Source organism: Variovorax sp. FG153 (assembly GCF_057809595.1).
Map to the genome: position 1 here is coordinate 120,988 of NZ_JBMDKG010000014.1, position 16,277 is coordinate 137,264.

Here is a 16,277-nt window from a genome sequence, read left to right on the forward strand (position 1 = left end):
ATCGATAGACCTGCTAGCGATCGGAACAGCTGGCGACGTTGCATGGGACTAACGCTGCATCCGGATGACTTTTCGGGGATCCGGGTAGAGATTGCCCGATGGCGCTGGCGACTGACCCCAGGCAAAGTGAAGCCAGTTCCAGTCCGGAATCTCGCCGTGCTCTCCGTAGCGGCGGTGCATGAAATCGACCATGGAGGCGCCTAGAAGCGCCGTGCCGATGTCCATCGGAAACAGCCACGTGTCTTCGACATTCATGTCGGCAGCCCAATCGGGCATGTGCTTCCCGATACGGGGTTTCTGGAGCTCGATCGCGAGGAACGCCTGCGGCACACGATGCGTGATGCGCCTGTCGGTGCTCTTGCTGGCAGGCGTCGATGGCCCAGGTGGCGGGACGGGGCGCTTGATCGGAGCCATCGCGCGATCCAGCAACAGCATGTCGGTTTCGGAGAAGTGGAGGTGCATCCCTGTGCCTTCCGTCCGAAGCGATGGAGCCAGCCGATGCCAGACGGGGCGTGGTCTTGGCGAACTGCTGTATCGGGCCTGAACCATCTCGCACACCCACACCCTGACCCCCGCGACGCAATCCAGCACCGCCATCCGCTCGCTCAAGACCACTTCGACCTCCGGCGACCGCCGCGATGTCAGCAGCCCCGTGCGCTGCGCCCAGACGAACCGCAGCGGTGGATCCTTCGGATGCATGAGGTGCAGATAGTCCAGCGCCACCGCCAGCCGAGGCCGCCCCGTCCCCGTCGCGCTTCGCACCTGCGAGAGCCGATGGCTTACCGGGTCGAGCACGCTGCCCGCGGGCGGGCGCAAGGTCCAGCCCGCGAGTTCGCCGTCGAGGTTCTGATAGCCGATGGGCCCGCCGCAGCTCGACACGACGAAGCGCGTGGCGCGGCCATCGCCCGTCTGCGGTCCATCGAGGCCCGGGTCCCGGGCGCTCGTGACCTCGACACGTCCCCTGGAGCGCGCGCTGCGCGCGGCCTGGTAGAGCCCGGCGCGGTGGCTGTGGCCGCTGAAGTGCCAGTCGACCCGCGGACCTTCGCCGAGGACCAGGTGGTCGAAGTACCAGCGCAGCCTGCGCTCGCAGGTGCCCATGTTGAAGGCGGTGAGGCCGCCCGGGCTGTGGAGCTGGCCATCGGGCGTGTCGGCCGGCGTGAAGCCGGCATCGGCGGCCGAGAAGGGCACGCCCTGGTCGTAGCTGAAGATGGTGAAGTGGCTCGCCACGAGCAGCGATGCGCCGCTCGCGGCCTTGAGCTGCTGCGCATGCCGCAGCAGCGCCTGCTGGCCGGGACTGAAGCTGCTCGCGGCGCGCGGCAGGATCATGGCGCCCTGGCGGTCCACGCCCACGCTGCCGGTGCCGCCCGCGAGGTTCTGGAAGTTCTCGTGCTCGCCCCAGGCCAGCCCCACGAGCAGCTGGCCGGCCGTTCGCGCGCCCTGCGGGCCACCGAACCCGACGACGAAGTCGCCGAGCGGATTGAACAGCGCGCCGAAGAGATCGAAGTTGGCGGCGTCGTAGTTGAGCGAGGTGTAGGTCTGGCCGTAGGTCGGGCCATAGGCGAGCGCGGCTTCGTAGATCGTGAGGTTGTGGTCGGCCGCGATGCCTTCGTTGGCGCGGGTCGGCGAGAAGCGGCTGGCCTCCTCGAGCCGGCCGCGGTGCCGCGCGAGGGCCGGATCGGTGCGCTCCACGACCGACGGGCCGGCATGCCGGCCGGCGTTCTCCATCGCGCCGAGCGCCATGCCCCAGCCGCCCACGCGCGGGCTGATGCCGTAGGGCATCTCGTAGGCCTCGTGGTTGCCGGTGGTCATGAACACCGGCAGCCTGAGCCGCGCATAGGCATGCCGCACGAGGCTGTAGACCTGCATGTCGTCCTGCCAGCGCGCGTAGAGATCGGCGTCGTGCGCGTTGCCGAGGATGTTGAAGGCGCGCCATTGCTCGCCCAGCGTGGCGCCGGCGCGCGCGGGATCGATGTTGCGGTTGAAGTCGATCAGGTCGCCGGTCAGCAGCAGGGCGCTGTCGGGCTCGCGGCTCGGGGCGACGGCCTCGAACAGGCCGCGCAGGTGCAGGAAGGCATTGCACAGGGTGCGCGCGGCGAAGGGTTCGGCGAGCGGGCCGGCGCCTTCCGCGCCCTCGAGCAGGATCGCGCGCGAACGGGCCAGCGCCTGCTGGCGCAGGTTGACGTGCACGTCGCTCAGGTGCGCGATCCGCAGCGTCGGCGTGCTCGCGCGGATCACGGGGTGCCAGGCCTGCAGCCGCGGCCGGTCGGCACCGGGCGCGCCGATGCGCGTGGCGCCGATGGCATCGACGTCGTACTCGCGCAGGTCGCCGATCGCTCCGCCGCGCGTGCCGCGCTGCGCCTGCAGGAAGCGCTGGACCAGCAGGTCCTGGTAGTGCGCGGCGCAGGGCGCATCGCCGCCGGGCCAGGCCTTCTGCTCGGCCGGCGTCAGCGCCACCATCCAGGCGAAGCTCAGGAAGCCCGAGGCGTCGATGCGCGTGAAGGGCGCAGTGCGCGGGTCGAACTCGATCTCGTAGAACGTGCCGCCCTCGAACTCGCGGTAGAGCCGCATGCCCGCGGGCGAGATGCCGAAGGCCGTGCCGTCGCTGCAATGCACGATCGTCTGCGCGCGAAAGGGGCCGAGGGCGCGCGTCGTGAGCGCGGCGCGTGCCTTCGCGTAGGCCCGGCCATCGTCGAACAGCGTGCCCTGCGTCGTGTCGGTGTCGGCCGGCTTGCGCTCGATGGGGCACAGGCGCAGATGGCGGTCGATGTAGGGATGCGCGGCCTGCGCGATTCCGGTCGTGGCGTCGACGGCGAAGCGGCGGCTGTCGTTGGCGTTCACGCCGATCACGAGGCGCGCGCGGGTCTGGCCCGGTGCCAGCACGAGCGGGCAGCCGAGGCTGGGGTAGAGGATGACGGCAGCGACCCGTGCCGTGGCCTCGGAGGGATGGCAACTGACGCCGCGGTCGTGCTGGCCGTTGCCGGCGTTGGCGAGGCTGCTGGCGATGTCCATGGGCGGTTTCTTTCGTGGGCGCTCAGTGGGGCGAGACGGTGGCGGTGAGCTCATGGCCGGTCGCGCGGCCCGCGATCTCGCGCGCCATGTCCTCCAGCACGCGCGCCGCATGACGCCGGCGCTCGGCGTCGAGGACCTCGGGTGCGATGCCGGCAACGGCGCGCAGGAGACCGCCATTCCCCGTGCGGGCGCCGGCCGCGAGCGCGCACATCCAGTGCTGCTCGAGGATCGCGGGATGTACGCGCAGGCACAGCGCCACCGCGATGCGTTCGTCCTGCCAGCCCGCGAGGCCCAGCGCTTGCGCACGCGCCAGCGCCCGCCTGGAGATGGCACGGTGCAGCCAGCACGGAACGCCATCGAGTTCGCCGGCCGCAACGTCCTCGTCGAGCACCAGGTGCAGCAGGCGTTCGGCGCGGTTGAGGGCGTCGATGCGCTCGAGCAGCGCTTCGTCCAGCACCAGCGGCTCGGTGCGAGGCGCCGCCACCGGCCGTGCGGCGCCCGCGCGGTGTTCGAGGCCGAAGCGGGCATTCCAGCCCCACCAGCCGTCGAAGGCACCCACGAAGGCCTGGCGTTCCGCCGCGGGCCAGAGGTCGACCATCGCCATGCCGGTACAGGCATCGAAACAGCGCAGCAGCAGACCGGTGCGCCCGCCCTCCGCATCGACCATGGCGGCATCGAGCCAGCTGCGCAGGTGGTTGGCGAGCCGCGGCATCGGCAGCGGGCTGCCGAGCAGCAGCAGGGCCTGCGGCAGCGCGGCGATGCGCGCCAGCTCGTCGATGGCCATGTCGGGCATGCGCGCCGGCAATGCCACGAGCCAGGGGCCGTCGTTCGCGAAGCGCGCCTCGGGCGTGCCGTCGAGCAGTGCGTGCGCCGCGAGGCCGTGGCACGCGATCCAGCGCGCGAGCGCGCCTTCGGGCACGCAGAGCGCCGCCTCCACGAGGGCATGAACGGTGGCGCCCGCGGGCGCCGCGTGCAGCAGATGGCGCAGGTCGCCCGCCAGCCGCCGCAGCAGCGCCGCCTCGATCGATGCCATGGCCGTCATTCGCGCGGCACCACGCCGGATCGCTGCGCGCGGGCGCGTGCCATGCAGGCCTCGCAGACGCTCGCGGCCTCGGCGGTCGGCCGCGTGTCCGGCCCCGGTGTCGCATGCAGGGCCGCATGCTCGATCCAGCTGCCGGGCGTGCCATGGCGGAGGCCTCCCTCGCTCCATTCGCTGAAGCTCGCGCCGCCCACGAGCGTGACCTTCTTCTTGGCGACGATGTAGACCGTGTCCTCGGTGCTGACGATCTCGATGTCCTTCGATGCGGTGGTTTCGATGGCATCGCTCTGAGCCTCGAAACGGACTTCGCCTTCCGAGGCGAAGGCCCGGATCCCGTGCCGCTTGGCGAAGACACGCAGTCCCTCGGCGACGCTGGCCAGCAGGCGCCGGCCGGTGCCGATCGAGGCATGGCCGCCGCTGCTGAACTGGATGTGCGTCCCGCTGTGGCCGTGCAGCCCCTGGTCGGCGCTCAGGGCGATGCCGGCGGGGCTCGCGAGCACCAGATGCGGCGCGTCGAGTTCGGGGAAGTCGCCGCGCGTGCCGCGCAGCGCATCGTTCTGCTGCCGCAGCGCGGCCGCGACGATGGCCTGGTCGTCCTCGCCGTCCTGCGCGCCGGCATGGCGCGCGGCCAGCGCGAGCGCCTCGACCCGGCCGGCGGCCCGCGCCAGCCGCCGCGTCGTCTCGTCCATGTGCTTGGCATGCTTCGCGGCATCGGGCCGCGCCTCGGTGCTCAGGAGCAGGCCGTCCTGCGCGCGCAACACGCCCTGCGCGTCGGTGCGCAGCTCGAAGCCCTGGCCGCGCGCTTCCTTGCGCCCGGCGTTGTCTTCCACGCGCGTGAGAAAGCCCAGGCCCAGGCTCGAATGACAGTGGTCGCTGCGCAGCTGCGCCTGAATCTCGCCTTCGCTGTCGTCCATCAGCAGGTGGTTGCCGCGGCCCGCGGCGGCATTGCCGCCACGCGGTGCCAACTCGAGGCTGCGCAAGCCGCTCAGCGCGCCCTGCGCGGGCAGGGCCCAGGGCGGCAGGTTCAGCGCGTTGTGAACGCGCCCGGTGCAGACCGGCAGGTCGGGGTCGTCGCCGATGAAGTCGACGAGCACCTCCTGTCCGATGCGCGGCACGTGGATCGCGCCGAGCTGGTTGCCGGCCCACGGCGAGCAGACGCGCAGCCAGCAACTGCCGTGGGCGTCGTGGGTGCCGAGCCGGTCCCAGGGGAACTGCACCTTGATGCGGCCCAGCGCATCGGTCCAGAGGTTCTCGCCCGCGGGGCCGACCACCGTGGCCACCTGCGGACCGCCGGCGCGCGGCTTGGGCTGCGTGGGTACGGGCCGCAGCGTTTCGGCCATCGGATGCGCGACCAGCTCGACCTCGGCGCGCCAGCGCTGCGGGTTCGCTGCGTTGCTCTGGCTGTCGTGGCCCGTGTCCTCGAGCAGGAAGCGCGCATGGAGCACCAGGTACTCGACGTTCGCGGCCGCGCGCGGATGCTTGCGCAGGCCGAAGCTGCATCCGGGCACCATGCCGCGCAGGTTGCCACTGGCCCGCGCGCGTGCACCGTGCGTGCGCAGCGCCTGCATGCGCAGCCGCGCGAGCAGCCGGCCTTCATCGAAGGGATCGTTGCCGGGTGCGGCGCCCGCTCCGGGCTGCGCGACATGGCTGCCGGCGCGGGCGTCGTGCCACTGGTAGACCTCGCCGTCGGCCTGGCCCGTGGGGCGCGGGTCGCGCTGGCCGGCGCCGAGGTCGGCGTGCGGCCGCAGGTAGTCGTGGTCGCGGGTGGCGTAGCGGCCGCTCGTCAGGCGATGTTCGGGCACGAAGCTGTGCAGGTACTCGGCATCGAGCTTCGAGCCGGGCGCGTGGTATTCGACCTCGGCGCAGGCCGGGCTCGCGAAGCGCGCGTGGTCGCCCATGTGGTCGCACAGCACCAGCCGGTGCGCGCCGCGCTCATGCGCGAAGTGGTAGTTGATGCCCCACTCCTGGCACAGGCGGCTGAAGAATGCGAAGTCGCTCTCGTTGAACTGGGTCTGGTAGTCGCGCACCGGATAGCGCTGCGACAGGCGCTTCTCGATCGGAAAGCCATAGGGCTCGAGCAGCAGGTCGAGGATCCGCACCACGTCGAGGTCCTGGAAGATGCGGCAGTCGCTGCGCAGCGTGGCGAGGTGCAGCCAGGGGCGCAGCACGAGCCGGTAGCGCGCGTGGCGTTGCGATTCGCCCAGGCAGGCGGCCTCGGCGATCAGCGCGTTGATCTCGCGGATGCCGCCCTGGCCGTCGTCGAGCGCGATCTCGCAATGGAGTTCGCGGCCGATGAAGGCATCGAGTTCGAGGTCCGCCGCGTCGGGTGCCTCGAGCAGCAGCTCGTAGTCGAACAGGCCGTTGATGCCTTCCTGCCCCGCGAGGCGCACGGGCTCCAGCGCGGGGCGACCGGAAACGAGAGGGATCGCGGGCGAACGGACCCGCAGGGTGCGTGGTGGCATCGACGACTTCCTGGGTGAGCGAAGCGGTCGGGCCAGTGTGCGGGGCACGCGGCGCCGGGTCTGCAAACAACGGTCAACCCGCGCGGTGGCGCGCCACAAATCCGTGCCGAGCGTGCAAAAGTCGAAGGGGCGCGCACGCGCGCTTCACATGCCGATCACAGTTCGGCGGCTTCGAACACCTCGCGCAGCCATTGCGTGAACACGCGCACGCGCGCCGACAGCTGCCGGTGCTGCGAATAGAGCACCGACACCGGCATCGGCGGCGGCGCGAAGCCGTCGAGCACCACCTGGAGCCGCCCGTCGGCCAGCTCCGCGGCCACGCGGTAGCGCGGCACCTGCACCAGCCCCAGGCCCGCGACGGCCGAACCGGTGTAGAGGTCGGTGCCGGTGACCGACACGGTGGCCGGCAGCTGCAGCGTGCTCACGCGGCCGTCGACGGTGAATTCGAGCGGCACCGGCTTGCCGGTGGCGCTCGAGAGGTAGTCGACCGCGCGGTGCGTCGAGCCGGGCGCGGCCAGCGCCGCGGGATCGGCCGGTTCGCCATGCCGCGCCAGGTAAGCGGGGCTCGCCACCGTGACCTGCGGCAGCAGCGCGATGCGGCGCCCGACCATCGAGGAGTCCTGCAGCGTACCGGCGCGCAGCACGCAGTCGACGCCCTCGCGCACCAGGTCGATGAGGCGGTCGTCCTCGCCGATGTGCAGCGTCAGCTCGGGATGGCGCGCCAGGAAGTCCGGCAGCGCCGGCACCACGAAATGCCGCGCCAGCGTGCCCTGCAGGTTGACGCGCAGCAGCCCCTTGGGCGCCGTGTCGCGGAACAGCCCCTCTGCCTCTTCCATGTCGGCCAGCAGGCGCACGCAGCGGCGGTAGTAGGCCTCGCCATCCTGCGTGAGCCGCACGGTGCGCGTGGTGCGCTCGAGCAGCCGGGTGCCGATGCGCTGCTCGACGCGCTTGATCAGGTTGGTGACGGTGGCGCGCGGAATCTGGAGGTCTTCCGAGGCCTGGGTGAAGCTCCGGCGCTCGGCGATGCGCACGAAGGCCTGCATTTCCTGGAAGCGGTCCATGGCGATGCCGTCGGTCTATTGTTGAAGTGAATGGAATAGTAATGGCGATTTGGCGGTGATTCTCTTTTTGGCGGAACGATCGAAGATTCGTCTCACCAACCACCCACCGCAAGGAAACACGCCATGAACCAGTCCTCCAACCCCAAGGTCGCGATCGTCACCGGCGCATCGCGCGGCATCGGCGCCGCCATCGCGCAGCGCCTGTCGGCCGACGGTTTCGCCGTCGCCGTCAACTACGCCTCGAGCCCGGCGCTGGCCGAGGCGCTGGTCGCCCAGTTGCAGGCCGCGGGCGGCCGGGCCATCGCCGTGCGCGCCGACGTCGCCAGCGCCGACGAGGTGCGCCGCATGTTCGACACCGTCGAGCAGCAGCTCGGCCGCGTCGACGTGCTGGTCAACAACGCCGGCATCCTCAAGACCGTGCCGCTGGCCGAGCACGACGACGCGCTCTACGACCAGGTCTTCGACATCAACGTGCGCGGCACCTTCAACACGCTGCGCGAAGCCGCCAAGCGCCTCGCCGAGGGCGGCCGCATCGTCAACTTCTCGAGCACCACGCTGGCGCTGAACATGCCCGGCTACGCGATCTACAACGCCACCAAGGCCTCGGTCGAAGCCTTCACGCACGTGTTCGCGAAGGAGCTGCGCGGCCGCAACGTGACGGTGAATGCGGTCGCGCCGGGCCCGATCGCCACCTCGCTGTTCCTCGACGGCAAGACCGAGGAGCAAATCCAGGCCTTCGCCAGGATGCCGCCGCTGCAGCGCCTGGGCCAGCCCGGGGACATCGCCTCGGTGGTCTCGTTCCTCGCCGGTCCCGACGCCGGCTGGGTCAACGGCCAGATCCTGCGCGCCAACGGCGGCCTGGCCTGAGCCTTCCATCCATCGAAGGAGAACCCTCATGAACAAGCAGATCATCCTCGTCACGGGCGCCGGCACCGGCATCGGCAAGCTCAGCGCCCGGTCGCTCGCCGAGGCGGGCCACGTCGTCTACGCCTCGATGCGCGACATCGCGGGACGCAACGCGCCGCGCGCGGCCGAACTGCGCGCGCTGGCGGCGGCCGAGGGGCTCGAGCTGCATCCGCTCGAACTCGACGTGCTGTCGCAGGACTCGGCCGATGCCGCCGCGGCAACGATCGTGCGCGAGCAGGGCCAGCTCGACGTGGTGATGCAGAACGCCGGCCACCTGGTGGTCGGTCCGACCGAAGCCTTCACGCCCGAGGAGATCGTCAAGGTGTTCGACACCAACGTGCTCGGCGCGCAGCGCGTCAACCGCGCGGTGCTGCCCTACCTGCGGCGGCAGGAATCGGGCCTGATGCTGTGGATCAGCAGCACCACCACCAAGGGCGGCTTCCCGCCGTTCATGGGGCCCTACGGCGCGGCCAAGGCGGCGATGGATTCGCTCGCCGTGACCCTGGCCTACGAGATCGCGCGCTTCGGCATCGAGACCTCGATCGTGGTGCCCGGTGCGTTCACGCGCGGCACCGACCATTTCCCGAGCGCGGGCAAGCCGGCCGACGCGGCCACGGCCGCGGCCTATGGCCGCTACGACGGACTGATGGACCAGATCGGCGCGAAGCTCTCGGCGCTGACGCCCGAGCACGCCGATCCGCAGGCGGTGGCCGACGAGATCGTGCGCATCGTGGGCCTGCCCGCGGGCCAGCGGCCGATGCGGCCGGTGATCGACTTCGTGAACGACGGCGCGGCCGAGGTGTTCGAGGTGTCGGAGCGCGTGCGCATCGAGTTCGCGCACCGCATCGGCATGGCCGACCTGCTCGAGGCGAAGGTACGGCGCTGAGCTTGGTGGGGGTCGAGGCCGGTGCCTGGAATCGTCACGAAACCGCGGCTGGTCTTCCTGTCCAATAGCGCCATGGAACATTCGCCCCACGAAGTCGCCGAGCGGCTCAATGAGCTCGAGATCAAGGCCAGCTATGCCGAGGACCTGCTCGAGCAGCTCAACCTCACGATCTACCGCCAGCAGCAGCAGATCGACGGCCTGCTGGCCCAGCTGGGGCAGCTGCGCGAGCAGGTGCAGGCCGCGGGCCAGGGCGGCGCGCCGCGCAACCTGCGCGACGAGCTGCCGCCGCACTACTGAAGCCGAAGCCAGCTCAGCCGTGCGCGTGCCAGAGCACGGCGAAGAAGTGGCAGGTGCTGCCCGCGAGCACGAACAGGTGCCAGACGAAGTGGGCGAAGCGCACCTTGGAATCGAACAGGAACACCACCGCGCCCGCGGTGTAGAACAGCCCGCCGGCCACCAGCCAGCCCAGGCCCGCGCCCGACATGCGCTCCACCAGCGGCACCGCCGCCATCAGCGCCATCCAGCCCATTGCCACGTAGAGGCCGGTGGACCACAGCGGATGCTTGAGCCGGTCGAACAGCTTGGCGCCCACGCCCAGCGCCGCCGCGGCCCAGATCGCACCGAACAGCGTCCAGCCCCAGGGGCCGCGCAGCACGCCGAGCACGAAGGGCATGTAGCTGCCGGCGATGAAGAGATAGATCGCGGCATGGTCGAAGCGGTTGAACCAGGCCTTGGCGCGGCCCATCGGCAGCGCGTGGTAGAGCGTGGAGATCAGGTACAGCACGATCGCGGTGCCGGCGAACAGGCTGGCACCGACGATGCCGGCCGCGGTGCCCTTCTGCGCCGCGCTGTAGACCAGGATCGGCAGCGAGGCGATCGCCAGCAGCAGCCCGAGGCCGTGGCTCAGCGCGTTGAAGATCTCCTCGAGCGTGGTCTGGTCGCGCACCACGGGCGCGGCACGGCGGGTGGCGACAGGGGCGGGCGTCGGTGTCGGGTGCATGGTCATCCCAAGAAAGAGTGTCGGTGCTTGCCGTGGGTTCCTCGATGCCGCGCCGCCGGGGCCGCTACTTGACCTGCTGCTTGCCCAGCTTGCGCGCGAGCGTTCGCCGGTGCATGCCGAGCCGGCGCGCGGTCTCGGAGATGTTGAAGCCGGTCTCGGCCAGGGTCTCGTGGATGCGTTCCCATTCGAGGGTCTTGATCGAGGTCGAGCGGTTGGTCAGCTCGACCTCGGTGGTGCCGACCGCGCGGCCGAAGGCGGCCTCGATGTCGTCGGTGTTCGAGGGCTTGGCCAGGTAGTGGCAGGCGCCGAGCTTGATGGCCTCGACCGCGGTGGCGATGCTCGCGAAGCCGGTCAGCACCACGATCAGCGTCTTGGCGTCGTGCCGGTGCAGCGTCTGCACGCAGGCCAGGCCCGAGGCCTCGCCGTTGAGCTTGAGGTCGACCACCGCGAAGCCCGGCGCATGGTGGCGCAGCAGGTCTTCCACGTCCTCGAGGTTGCTCGCGTGCAGCACGGTGTAGCCGCGGCGCTCGAACGAGCGGCCCAGCGTGCGCGCGAAAGCCGCGTCGTCCTCGACGATCAGCAGCTGGCGTTCGGCCTCGGCCTCGGCGCCGGTGTCAGTGGGGGATTCCGTCATGCCCATGCATCCCGATGTTCTCTTCCTCGTCGTCCTCTTCTTCCAGCACGATGGCCGCGAGCGGCAGCGCCAGCGTGACCGCGGCGCCGCCCTCGGGCCGGTTGCGCGCGGCCACGCGGCCGCCCACGGTGCGCGCCACGTTGACCACCAGGAACAGGCCGAGGCCGCCGCCGGGACGGCCCTTGCTCGACTGGTAGGGCTTGCCGAACTGCGCCAGCATCGCGGGCGCGAAGCCCGGGCCGGCATCGGTGACGACCAGCTGCAGGTCGTCGCCCTCGTGCGCCACCTCGAGCCGCACCCAGTGCGGCGAGGCTTCGAGCGCATTGTCGAGCACGTTGCAGATCATCTGCTTGAGCGCCGAGTCGGAGACCATCGGCAGGTCGCGGCCGAAGCGGTTGTCGTAGACGAAGGTGCCGACCGGCCGCGTGGTGCGCCACTCCTCGACCAGGTCGTCGAGGAAGGTGCTGACCGTGGTCTCTTCCGACGACTCGCCGCGCGCCTCGCCGGCCGACAGCAGGATGCCGCTGACGATCGACTTGCAGCGCTGGATCTGGATCTCCATCTCGCTGACCTCCTGCAGCAGCTCGGGGTCGGAGCTGAAGTGCGGCAGCCGGCGCCAGTCGCCGAGGATCACCGCCAGCGTGGCCAGCGGCGTGCCGAGCTCGTGCGCCGCGCCCGAGGCGAGCAGGCCCATGCGCACGATGTGCTCCTCCTCGGCGGCGCGCTGGCGCAGGCCCGCGAGCTTGGCGTCGCGCTCGCGCAGGTTGCCGCTGATGCGCGTGATGAACACCACCAGCAGCGCCGCGTTGAGCGCGAAGCACACCAGCGTGCCCTGGATGTAGGGGCTCCACAGGCCGCGGTCGTGGTCGGGCGGCAGCGAGAGCGGGCGCGAGAACAGGGCCAGCCCCGCGAAGCACAGGGTGGTGACGCCCACCACGGTCCAGGTCGACCAGGGCTTGAGCAGCACCGCGCCCAGGATCACCTGCAGCAGGTAGAGGAAGACGAAGGGGTTGCTGGCACCGCCGCTCAGGTAGAGCAGCGAGGTCAGGATCGCCACGTCGACCAGCAGCGCGAGCATCAGCTCGCCGTTGGTCACGCGCCGGTGGGTGCGCCAGCGCAGCAGGCTCGCGAGGTTGAACAGCGCCAGGCAGGTCAGCGCCTGCAGCATCTGGTTGAGCGGCAGGTGGATGCGGTAGCCGTAGTGCACCACCAGGATCGTCACCACCTGCCCCACCACGGCGAACCAGCGCAGCTGGATCAGCTGCTGCATGTTCTTGTGGCCGGTCGCGTTGTCCAGGCTGGCCACGCCCGCGCGCGGGGCCTGCAGCGCGCCGGCGACCGCGACCGCGTCAGCCGCGGTCGGCATCGCGATGGGAAGCGGGGGCGGCGTGCGGCTGTCCGTCGGCATGGCGCGCATTGTCGCTGCCGCGGCGCCGGCGCTCGTCGCGCCAGACGAAGACCGCGCCCGCGGCGACCATCAGCGCCAGCCCGTACCAGGTGAGCGCGTACACCAGGTGGCTGTTGTGGAAGGCGATGACGGTGAGGCCGGGCGCGGGCCAGGCGGGCGCGCCGTCGAGCGCGCGCGGGATGCCGGGCTCGGCCTCGGCGTCGATGAAGTAGGGCGCCACCGCGTCGGCCGCGATGCCGTGCGCCGCGGCGATCGCCGCCACGTCGCGCGAATACCAGCGTCCGCTGGCCGGGTCGTTGCTGCGCAGGAAGCCGCCGCGCGGCTCGCTGATGCGCAGCAGGCCCGTCACCTGGGTCTCGCCCATCGGCTCGGGTGCGGTGCGCGCGGCGCGCTCGCGTGCCTCGGGCGGCACGAAGCCGCGGTTGACCATCACCACGCCGCGCGCGGTCTGCAGCGGCGTCAGCACCCAGAAGCCGGCGCCGAGGGTGGTGCTGGCCTGCACCAGCGTTTCTTTCTCGTGGAGGAAGGTGCCCGAGAGCCGCACGTGGCGGTATTCGTCGTCGGCGGCATTGACGCGCGGCCAGTCGGCGCGCGCCGGGGGCGCGACCGGCACGGCATGCACGCGCTGCTCGACGCGCTCGATCAGGGCCAGCTTCCAGGCCCGGCGCTCGACCTGCCAGGTACCGAGCGCGAAGAAGGCGGCGAACAGCACGGCCCCGAGGACCGCCAGCACCACGAGCCCGGCCGCGGAGCGCTGGCGGCCGGTGGGCGTGCGGTCGGTGGCCGGCGCGCTCAAGGCATGTTCTTCATGTCGTGCATCGACGGCGGCATCATGTTGGTGTTCATGTGGTACATGACCCACAGCGAACCGGCCAGCGTGATGACCACGAGCACCAGCGTGAAGATCAGCGCCAGCATGTTCCAGCCGCCCTCGGACTTGGTGTCCATGTGCAGGAAGTACACCATGTGCACCACGATCTGCACCACGGCGAAGCCGAGGATGATCAGCGCGGTCGTGCTCTTGCTGTCGAGCACCTTGCCCATCACGAGCCAGAACGGAATGGCCGTGAGGATCACCGCCAGCACGAAGCCGGTCATGTAGCCCTTGAAGGTGCTGTGGCTCACCGGGCCGTCGTCGTGGTGATCGCCGTGGCCGTGGTCGTCATGGCCGTGGCCATGGGTGTCGTGGGGTGCTGCGCTCATGCCATGGATCCCATCAGGTACACGAAGGTGAAGACGCCGATCCAGACGACGTCCAGGAAGTGCCAGAACATCGACAGGCACATCAGGCGGCGGCGGTTGGCCGCGGTGAAGCCGTGCTTGGGCAGCTGGAACAGCAGCACGACCAGCCAGACGATGCCGAAGGTGACGTGCAGGCCGTGGGTGCCGACCAGCGCGAAGAACGAGGACAGGAAGGCGCTGCGCTGCGGGCCCGCGCCCTCGTGGATCAGGTGCGCGAATTCGTAGAGTTCGAGGCCGATGAAGCCCGCGCCCAGCAGGCCGGTGATGGCCAGCCAGGCCAGCGTGCCGCCCATGCGCTTCTTCTGCATCTCGAGCATCGCGAAGCCGTAGGTGATCGACGACAGCAGCAGCAGCGAGGTGTTGATCGCCACCAGCGGCAGGTCGAACAGGTCGGCGCCCGAGGGGCCGGCCGCGTAGCTGCGGCCCAGCACGCCGTACACCGCGAACAGGCAGGCGAAGATGAGGCAGTCGCTCATCAGGTAGAGCCAGAACCCGAGCAGGGTGCCGTTCTCCGGATGGTGGTCCTCGTTGCGGACGTTGAACAGCTCGAAGGTCGGCACGCTCGATGCGTTGCCCACCGTGTGGGTGCCGGCGGGGCTGGAGGGGAGGGCGGTACTGGTACTGTTAGACATGGGCGGCCAGGAGGCGCGTGCGAGCGTCTTCGGTGCGGACGACTTCGTCCGCGGGGATGTGGTAGTCGCGCTTGTAGTTGAAGGTGTGGACGATGATGGCCACGAGCATCACGAGGAAGCCCACGCCGGCCACCAGCCACATCTGCCAGATCATGGCGAAGCCGAACACCGCGCTCAGCGCCGCGATGATGAAGCCGGCGGCCGTGTTCTTGGGCATGTGGATCGGGCTGAAGCCTTCCAGCGGACGCTGGTAGCCGCGTGCCTTCATGTCGGACCAGGCGTCGTTGTCATGGATGCGCGGCGTGAACGCGAAGTTGTAGGCCGGCGGCGGCGACGAGGTCGACCACTCGAGCGTGCGGCCGTCCCACGGGTCGCCCGTGGTGTCGCGCAGCGAGTCGCGTCGGATGTAGCTCACCACGATCTGGATCAGGAACGAGGCGATGCCCAGCGCGATCAGCACGGCGCCGAAGGCGGCGACCTGGAACCAGATCTGCAGCGACATGTCCTGGAAGTGGCTCATGCGGCGCGTCACGCCCATCAGGCCCAGGATGTACAGCGGCATGAAGGCGAACCAGAAGCCGACGATCCAGAACCAGAACGAGCACTTGCCCCAGAACGGGTCGAGCTTGTAGCCGAAGGCCTTCGGGAACCAGTAGGTGATGCCCGCCAGCATGCCGAACAGCACGCCGCCGATGATCACGTTGTGGAAGTGGGCGATCAGGAACAGGCTGTTGTGCAGCACGAAGTCGGCCGGGGGAACGGCCAGCAGCACGCCGGTCATGCCGCCGATCACGAAGGTGATCATGAAGCCGATGGTCCACATCATCGGCAGCTCGAAGCGGATGCGGCCGCGGTACATGGTGAAGAGCCAGTTGAAGATCTTCGCCCCGGTCGGGATCGAGATGATCATCGTCGTGATCCCGAAGAAGGAGTTCACGCTGGCGCCCGAGCCCATGGTGAAGAAGTGGTGCAGCCACACCAGGTACGACAGGATCGTGATCACGACCGTGGCGTAGACCATCGAGGCGTAGCCGAACAGGCGCTTGCCCGAGAAGGTGGAGACCACCTCCGAGAAGATGCCGAAGGCCGGCAGGATCAGGATGTAGACCTCGGGGTGGCCCCAGATCCAGATCAGGTTCACGTACATCATGGCGTTGCCGCCGAGGTCGTTCGTGAAGAAGTTGGTGCCGACGTAGCGGTCGAGCGACAGCAGGGCCAGCACGGCGGTCAGCACCGGGAAGGCGGCCACGATCAGCACGTTGGTGCACAGCGCGGTCCAGGTGAAGACGGGCATCTTCATCATGGTCATGCCGGGCGCGCGCATCTTCACGATGGTCGCCAGCAGGTTCACGCCCGAGAGCAATGTGCCCACCCCCGCGATCTGCAACGACCAGATGTAGTAGTCGACCCCCACGTCGGGGCTGAAGAGGATGCCCGACAGCGGCGGGTAGGCCAGCCAGCCGGTCTTGGCGAACTCGCCGACGAACAGCGAGGCCATCACGAGGCCGGCGCCGAAGGTGGTCATCCAGAAGCTGAAGTTGTTCAGGAACGGGAAGGCCACGTCGCGCGCGCCGATCTGCAGCGGCACCACGAAGTTCATCAGGCCCGTGACCAGCGGCATCGCCACGAAGAAGATCATGATCACGCCGTGGGCCGTGAAGATCTGGTCGTAGTGGTGCGGCGGCAGGAAGCCCGCGTTGTCGCCGAAGGCCACCGCCTGCTGGGCGCGCATCATCAGCGCGTCGGCGAAGCCGCGCAGCAGCATCACCAGGCCCAGCACGATGTACATGATGCCGATCTTCTTGTGGTCGATGCTGGTGATCCAGTCGTGCCACAGCGTGCTCCACAGCTTGAAGTAGGTGATCGCGCCGAGCAGCGCGACACCGCCGAGCACGACGGCGGCGAAGGTCACCAGCAGGATCGGTTCGTGGTAGGGGATCGCCTCCCACGTGAGGCGGCCGAAGACGAGCTTCGTCAGGTCGAGGTTCTGGAGCATCG

Annotated in this window: 14 protein-coding genes; 3 read left to right on the forward strand and 11 right to left on the reverse strand. The window is 70.0% G+C overall.

The features are described 5' to 3' along the window. Positions 1-48 precede the first annotated feature (48 nt). From ACODT0_RS17375 to ACODT0_RS17390, 4 genes are all read right to left on the reverse strand, one after another. On the reverse strand, positions 49-3,009 hold the full coding sequence (locus ACODT0_RS17375) for a metallophosphoesterase (protein WP_489041813.1): 2,961 nt from the start codon (positions 3,007-3,009) through the stop codon (positions 49-51). A 22-nt stretch (positions 3,010-3,031) separates the two neighbouring features. Next, complete coding sequence (locus ACODT0_RS17380) at positions 3,032-4,042, reverse strand: DUF4123 domain-containing protein (protein WP_489041814.1); 1,011 nt, start codon at positions 4,040-4,042, stop codon at positions 3,032-3,034. Positions 4,043-4,047: 5 nt separating this feature from the next. Continuing rightward, entirely contained in the window at positions 4,048-6,510 is a 2,463-nt protein-coding gene (locus ACODT0_RS17385) for a type VI secretion system Vgr family protein (protein ID WP_489041815.1), read from the reverse strand. A gap of 155 nt (positions 6,511-6,665) precedes the next feature. Further along, a complete protein-coding gene (locus tag ACODT0_RS17390) occupies positions 6,666-7,571 on the reverse strand; it encodes a LysR family transcriptional regulator (protein ID WP_489041816.1) in 906 nt (301 codons plus the stop codon). A gap of 123 nt (positions 7,572-7,694) precedes the next feature. On the opposite strand from ACODT0_RS17390, the gene ACODT0_RS17395 reads away from it, so the two are divergent. The 3 genes from ACODT0_RS17395 (at position 7,695) to ACODT0_RS17405 (ending at position 9,660) form a co-directional block, all read left to right on the forward strand. Then, positions 7,695-8,438: an SDR family oxidoreductase gene (locus tag ACODT0_RS17395; protein WP_057592969.1), complete on the forward strand. Its 744-nt coding sequence runs from the start codon at positions 7,695-7,697 to the stop codon at positions 8,436-8,438. A 28-nt stretch (positions 8,439-8,466) separates the two neighbouring features. Next, on the forward strand, positions 8,467-9,363 hold the full coding sequence (locus tag ACODT0_RS17400) for an SDR family NAD(P)-dependent oxidoreductase (protein ID WP_057592971.1): 897 nt from the start codon (positions 8,467-8,469) through the stop codon (positions 9,361-9,363). Between the two features lie 72 nt (positions 9,364-9,435). Further along, a complete protein-coding gene (locus tag ACODT0_RS17405) occupies positions 9,436-9,660 on the forward strand; it encodes a SlyX family protein (RefSeq protein WP_057592973.1) in 225 nt (74 codons plus the stop codon). A 13-nt stretch (positions 9,661-9,673) separates the two neighbouring features. On the opposite strand, the gene trhA is transcribed toward ACODT0_RS17405, so the two are convergent. The 7 genes from trhA to cyoB all read right to left on the reverse strand — a co-directional run bounded on the left by trhA (position 9,674) and on the right by cyoB (position 16,275). Beyond that, complete coding sequence (trhA, locus tag ACODT0_RS17410; protein ID WP_057592997.1) at positions 9,674-10,363, reverse strand: PAQR family membrane homeostasis protein TrhA; 690 nt, start codon at positions 10,361-10,363, stop codon at positions 9,674-9,676. Positions 10,364-10,427: 64 nt separating this feature from the next. Beyond that, the gene (locus ACODT0_RS17415) at positions 10,428-10,997 is read right to left on the reverse strand and encodes a response regulator transcription factor (RefSeq protein ID WP_296728771.1); all 570 of its coding nucleotides are present in this window, start codon (positions 10,995-10,997) and stop codon (positions 10,428-10,430) included. Continuing rightward, on the reverse strand, positions 10,978-12,363 hold the full coding sequence (locus tag ACODT0_RS17420) for an ATP-binding protein (protein WP_057593001.1): 1,386 nt from the start codon (positions 12,361-12,363) through the stop codon (positions 10,978-10,980). The genes ACODT0_RS17415 and ACODT0_RS17420 overlap by 20 nt, the downstream gene beginning before the upstream one ends. Next, on the reverse strand, positions 12,347-13,201 hold the full coding sequence (locus ACODT0_RS17425) for an SURF1 family protein (protein WP_261214830.1): 855 nt from the start codon (positions 13,199-13,201) through the stop codon (positions 12,347-12,349). Before ACODT0_RS17425 ends, ACODT0_RS17420 begins: the two co-directional genes overlap by 17 nt. Further along, the gene (cyoD, locus tag ACODT0_RS17430) at positions 13,198-13,608 is read right to left on the reverse strand and encodes a cytochrome o ubiquinol oxidase subunit IV (protein WP_057592976.1); all 411 of its coding nucleotides are present in this window, start codon (positions 13,606-13,608) and stop codon (positions 13,198-13,200) included. The genes ACODT0_RS17425 and cyoD overlap by 4 nt, the downstream gene beginning before the upstream one ends. After that, positions 13,605-14,279, reverse strand: a complete 675-nt coding sequence (gene cyoC, locus ACODT0_RS17435) for a cytochrome o ubiquinol oxidase subunit III (protein ID WP_489041817.1) — start codon at positions 14,277-14,279, stop codon at positions 13,605-13,607. Before cyoC ends, cyoD begins: the two co-directional genes overlap by 4 nt. Further along, the gene (gene cyoB / locus ACODT0_RS17440) at positions 14,272-16,275 is read right to left on the reverse strand and encodes a cytochrome o ubiquinol oxidase subunit I (RefSeq protein WP_489041818.1); all 2,004 of its coding nucleotides are present in this window, start codon (positions 16,273-16,275) and stop codon (positions 14,272-14,274) included. Before cyoB ends, cyoC begins: the two co-directional genes overlap by 8 nt. Positions 16,276-16,277: the final 2 nt, after the last annotated feature.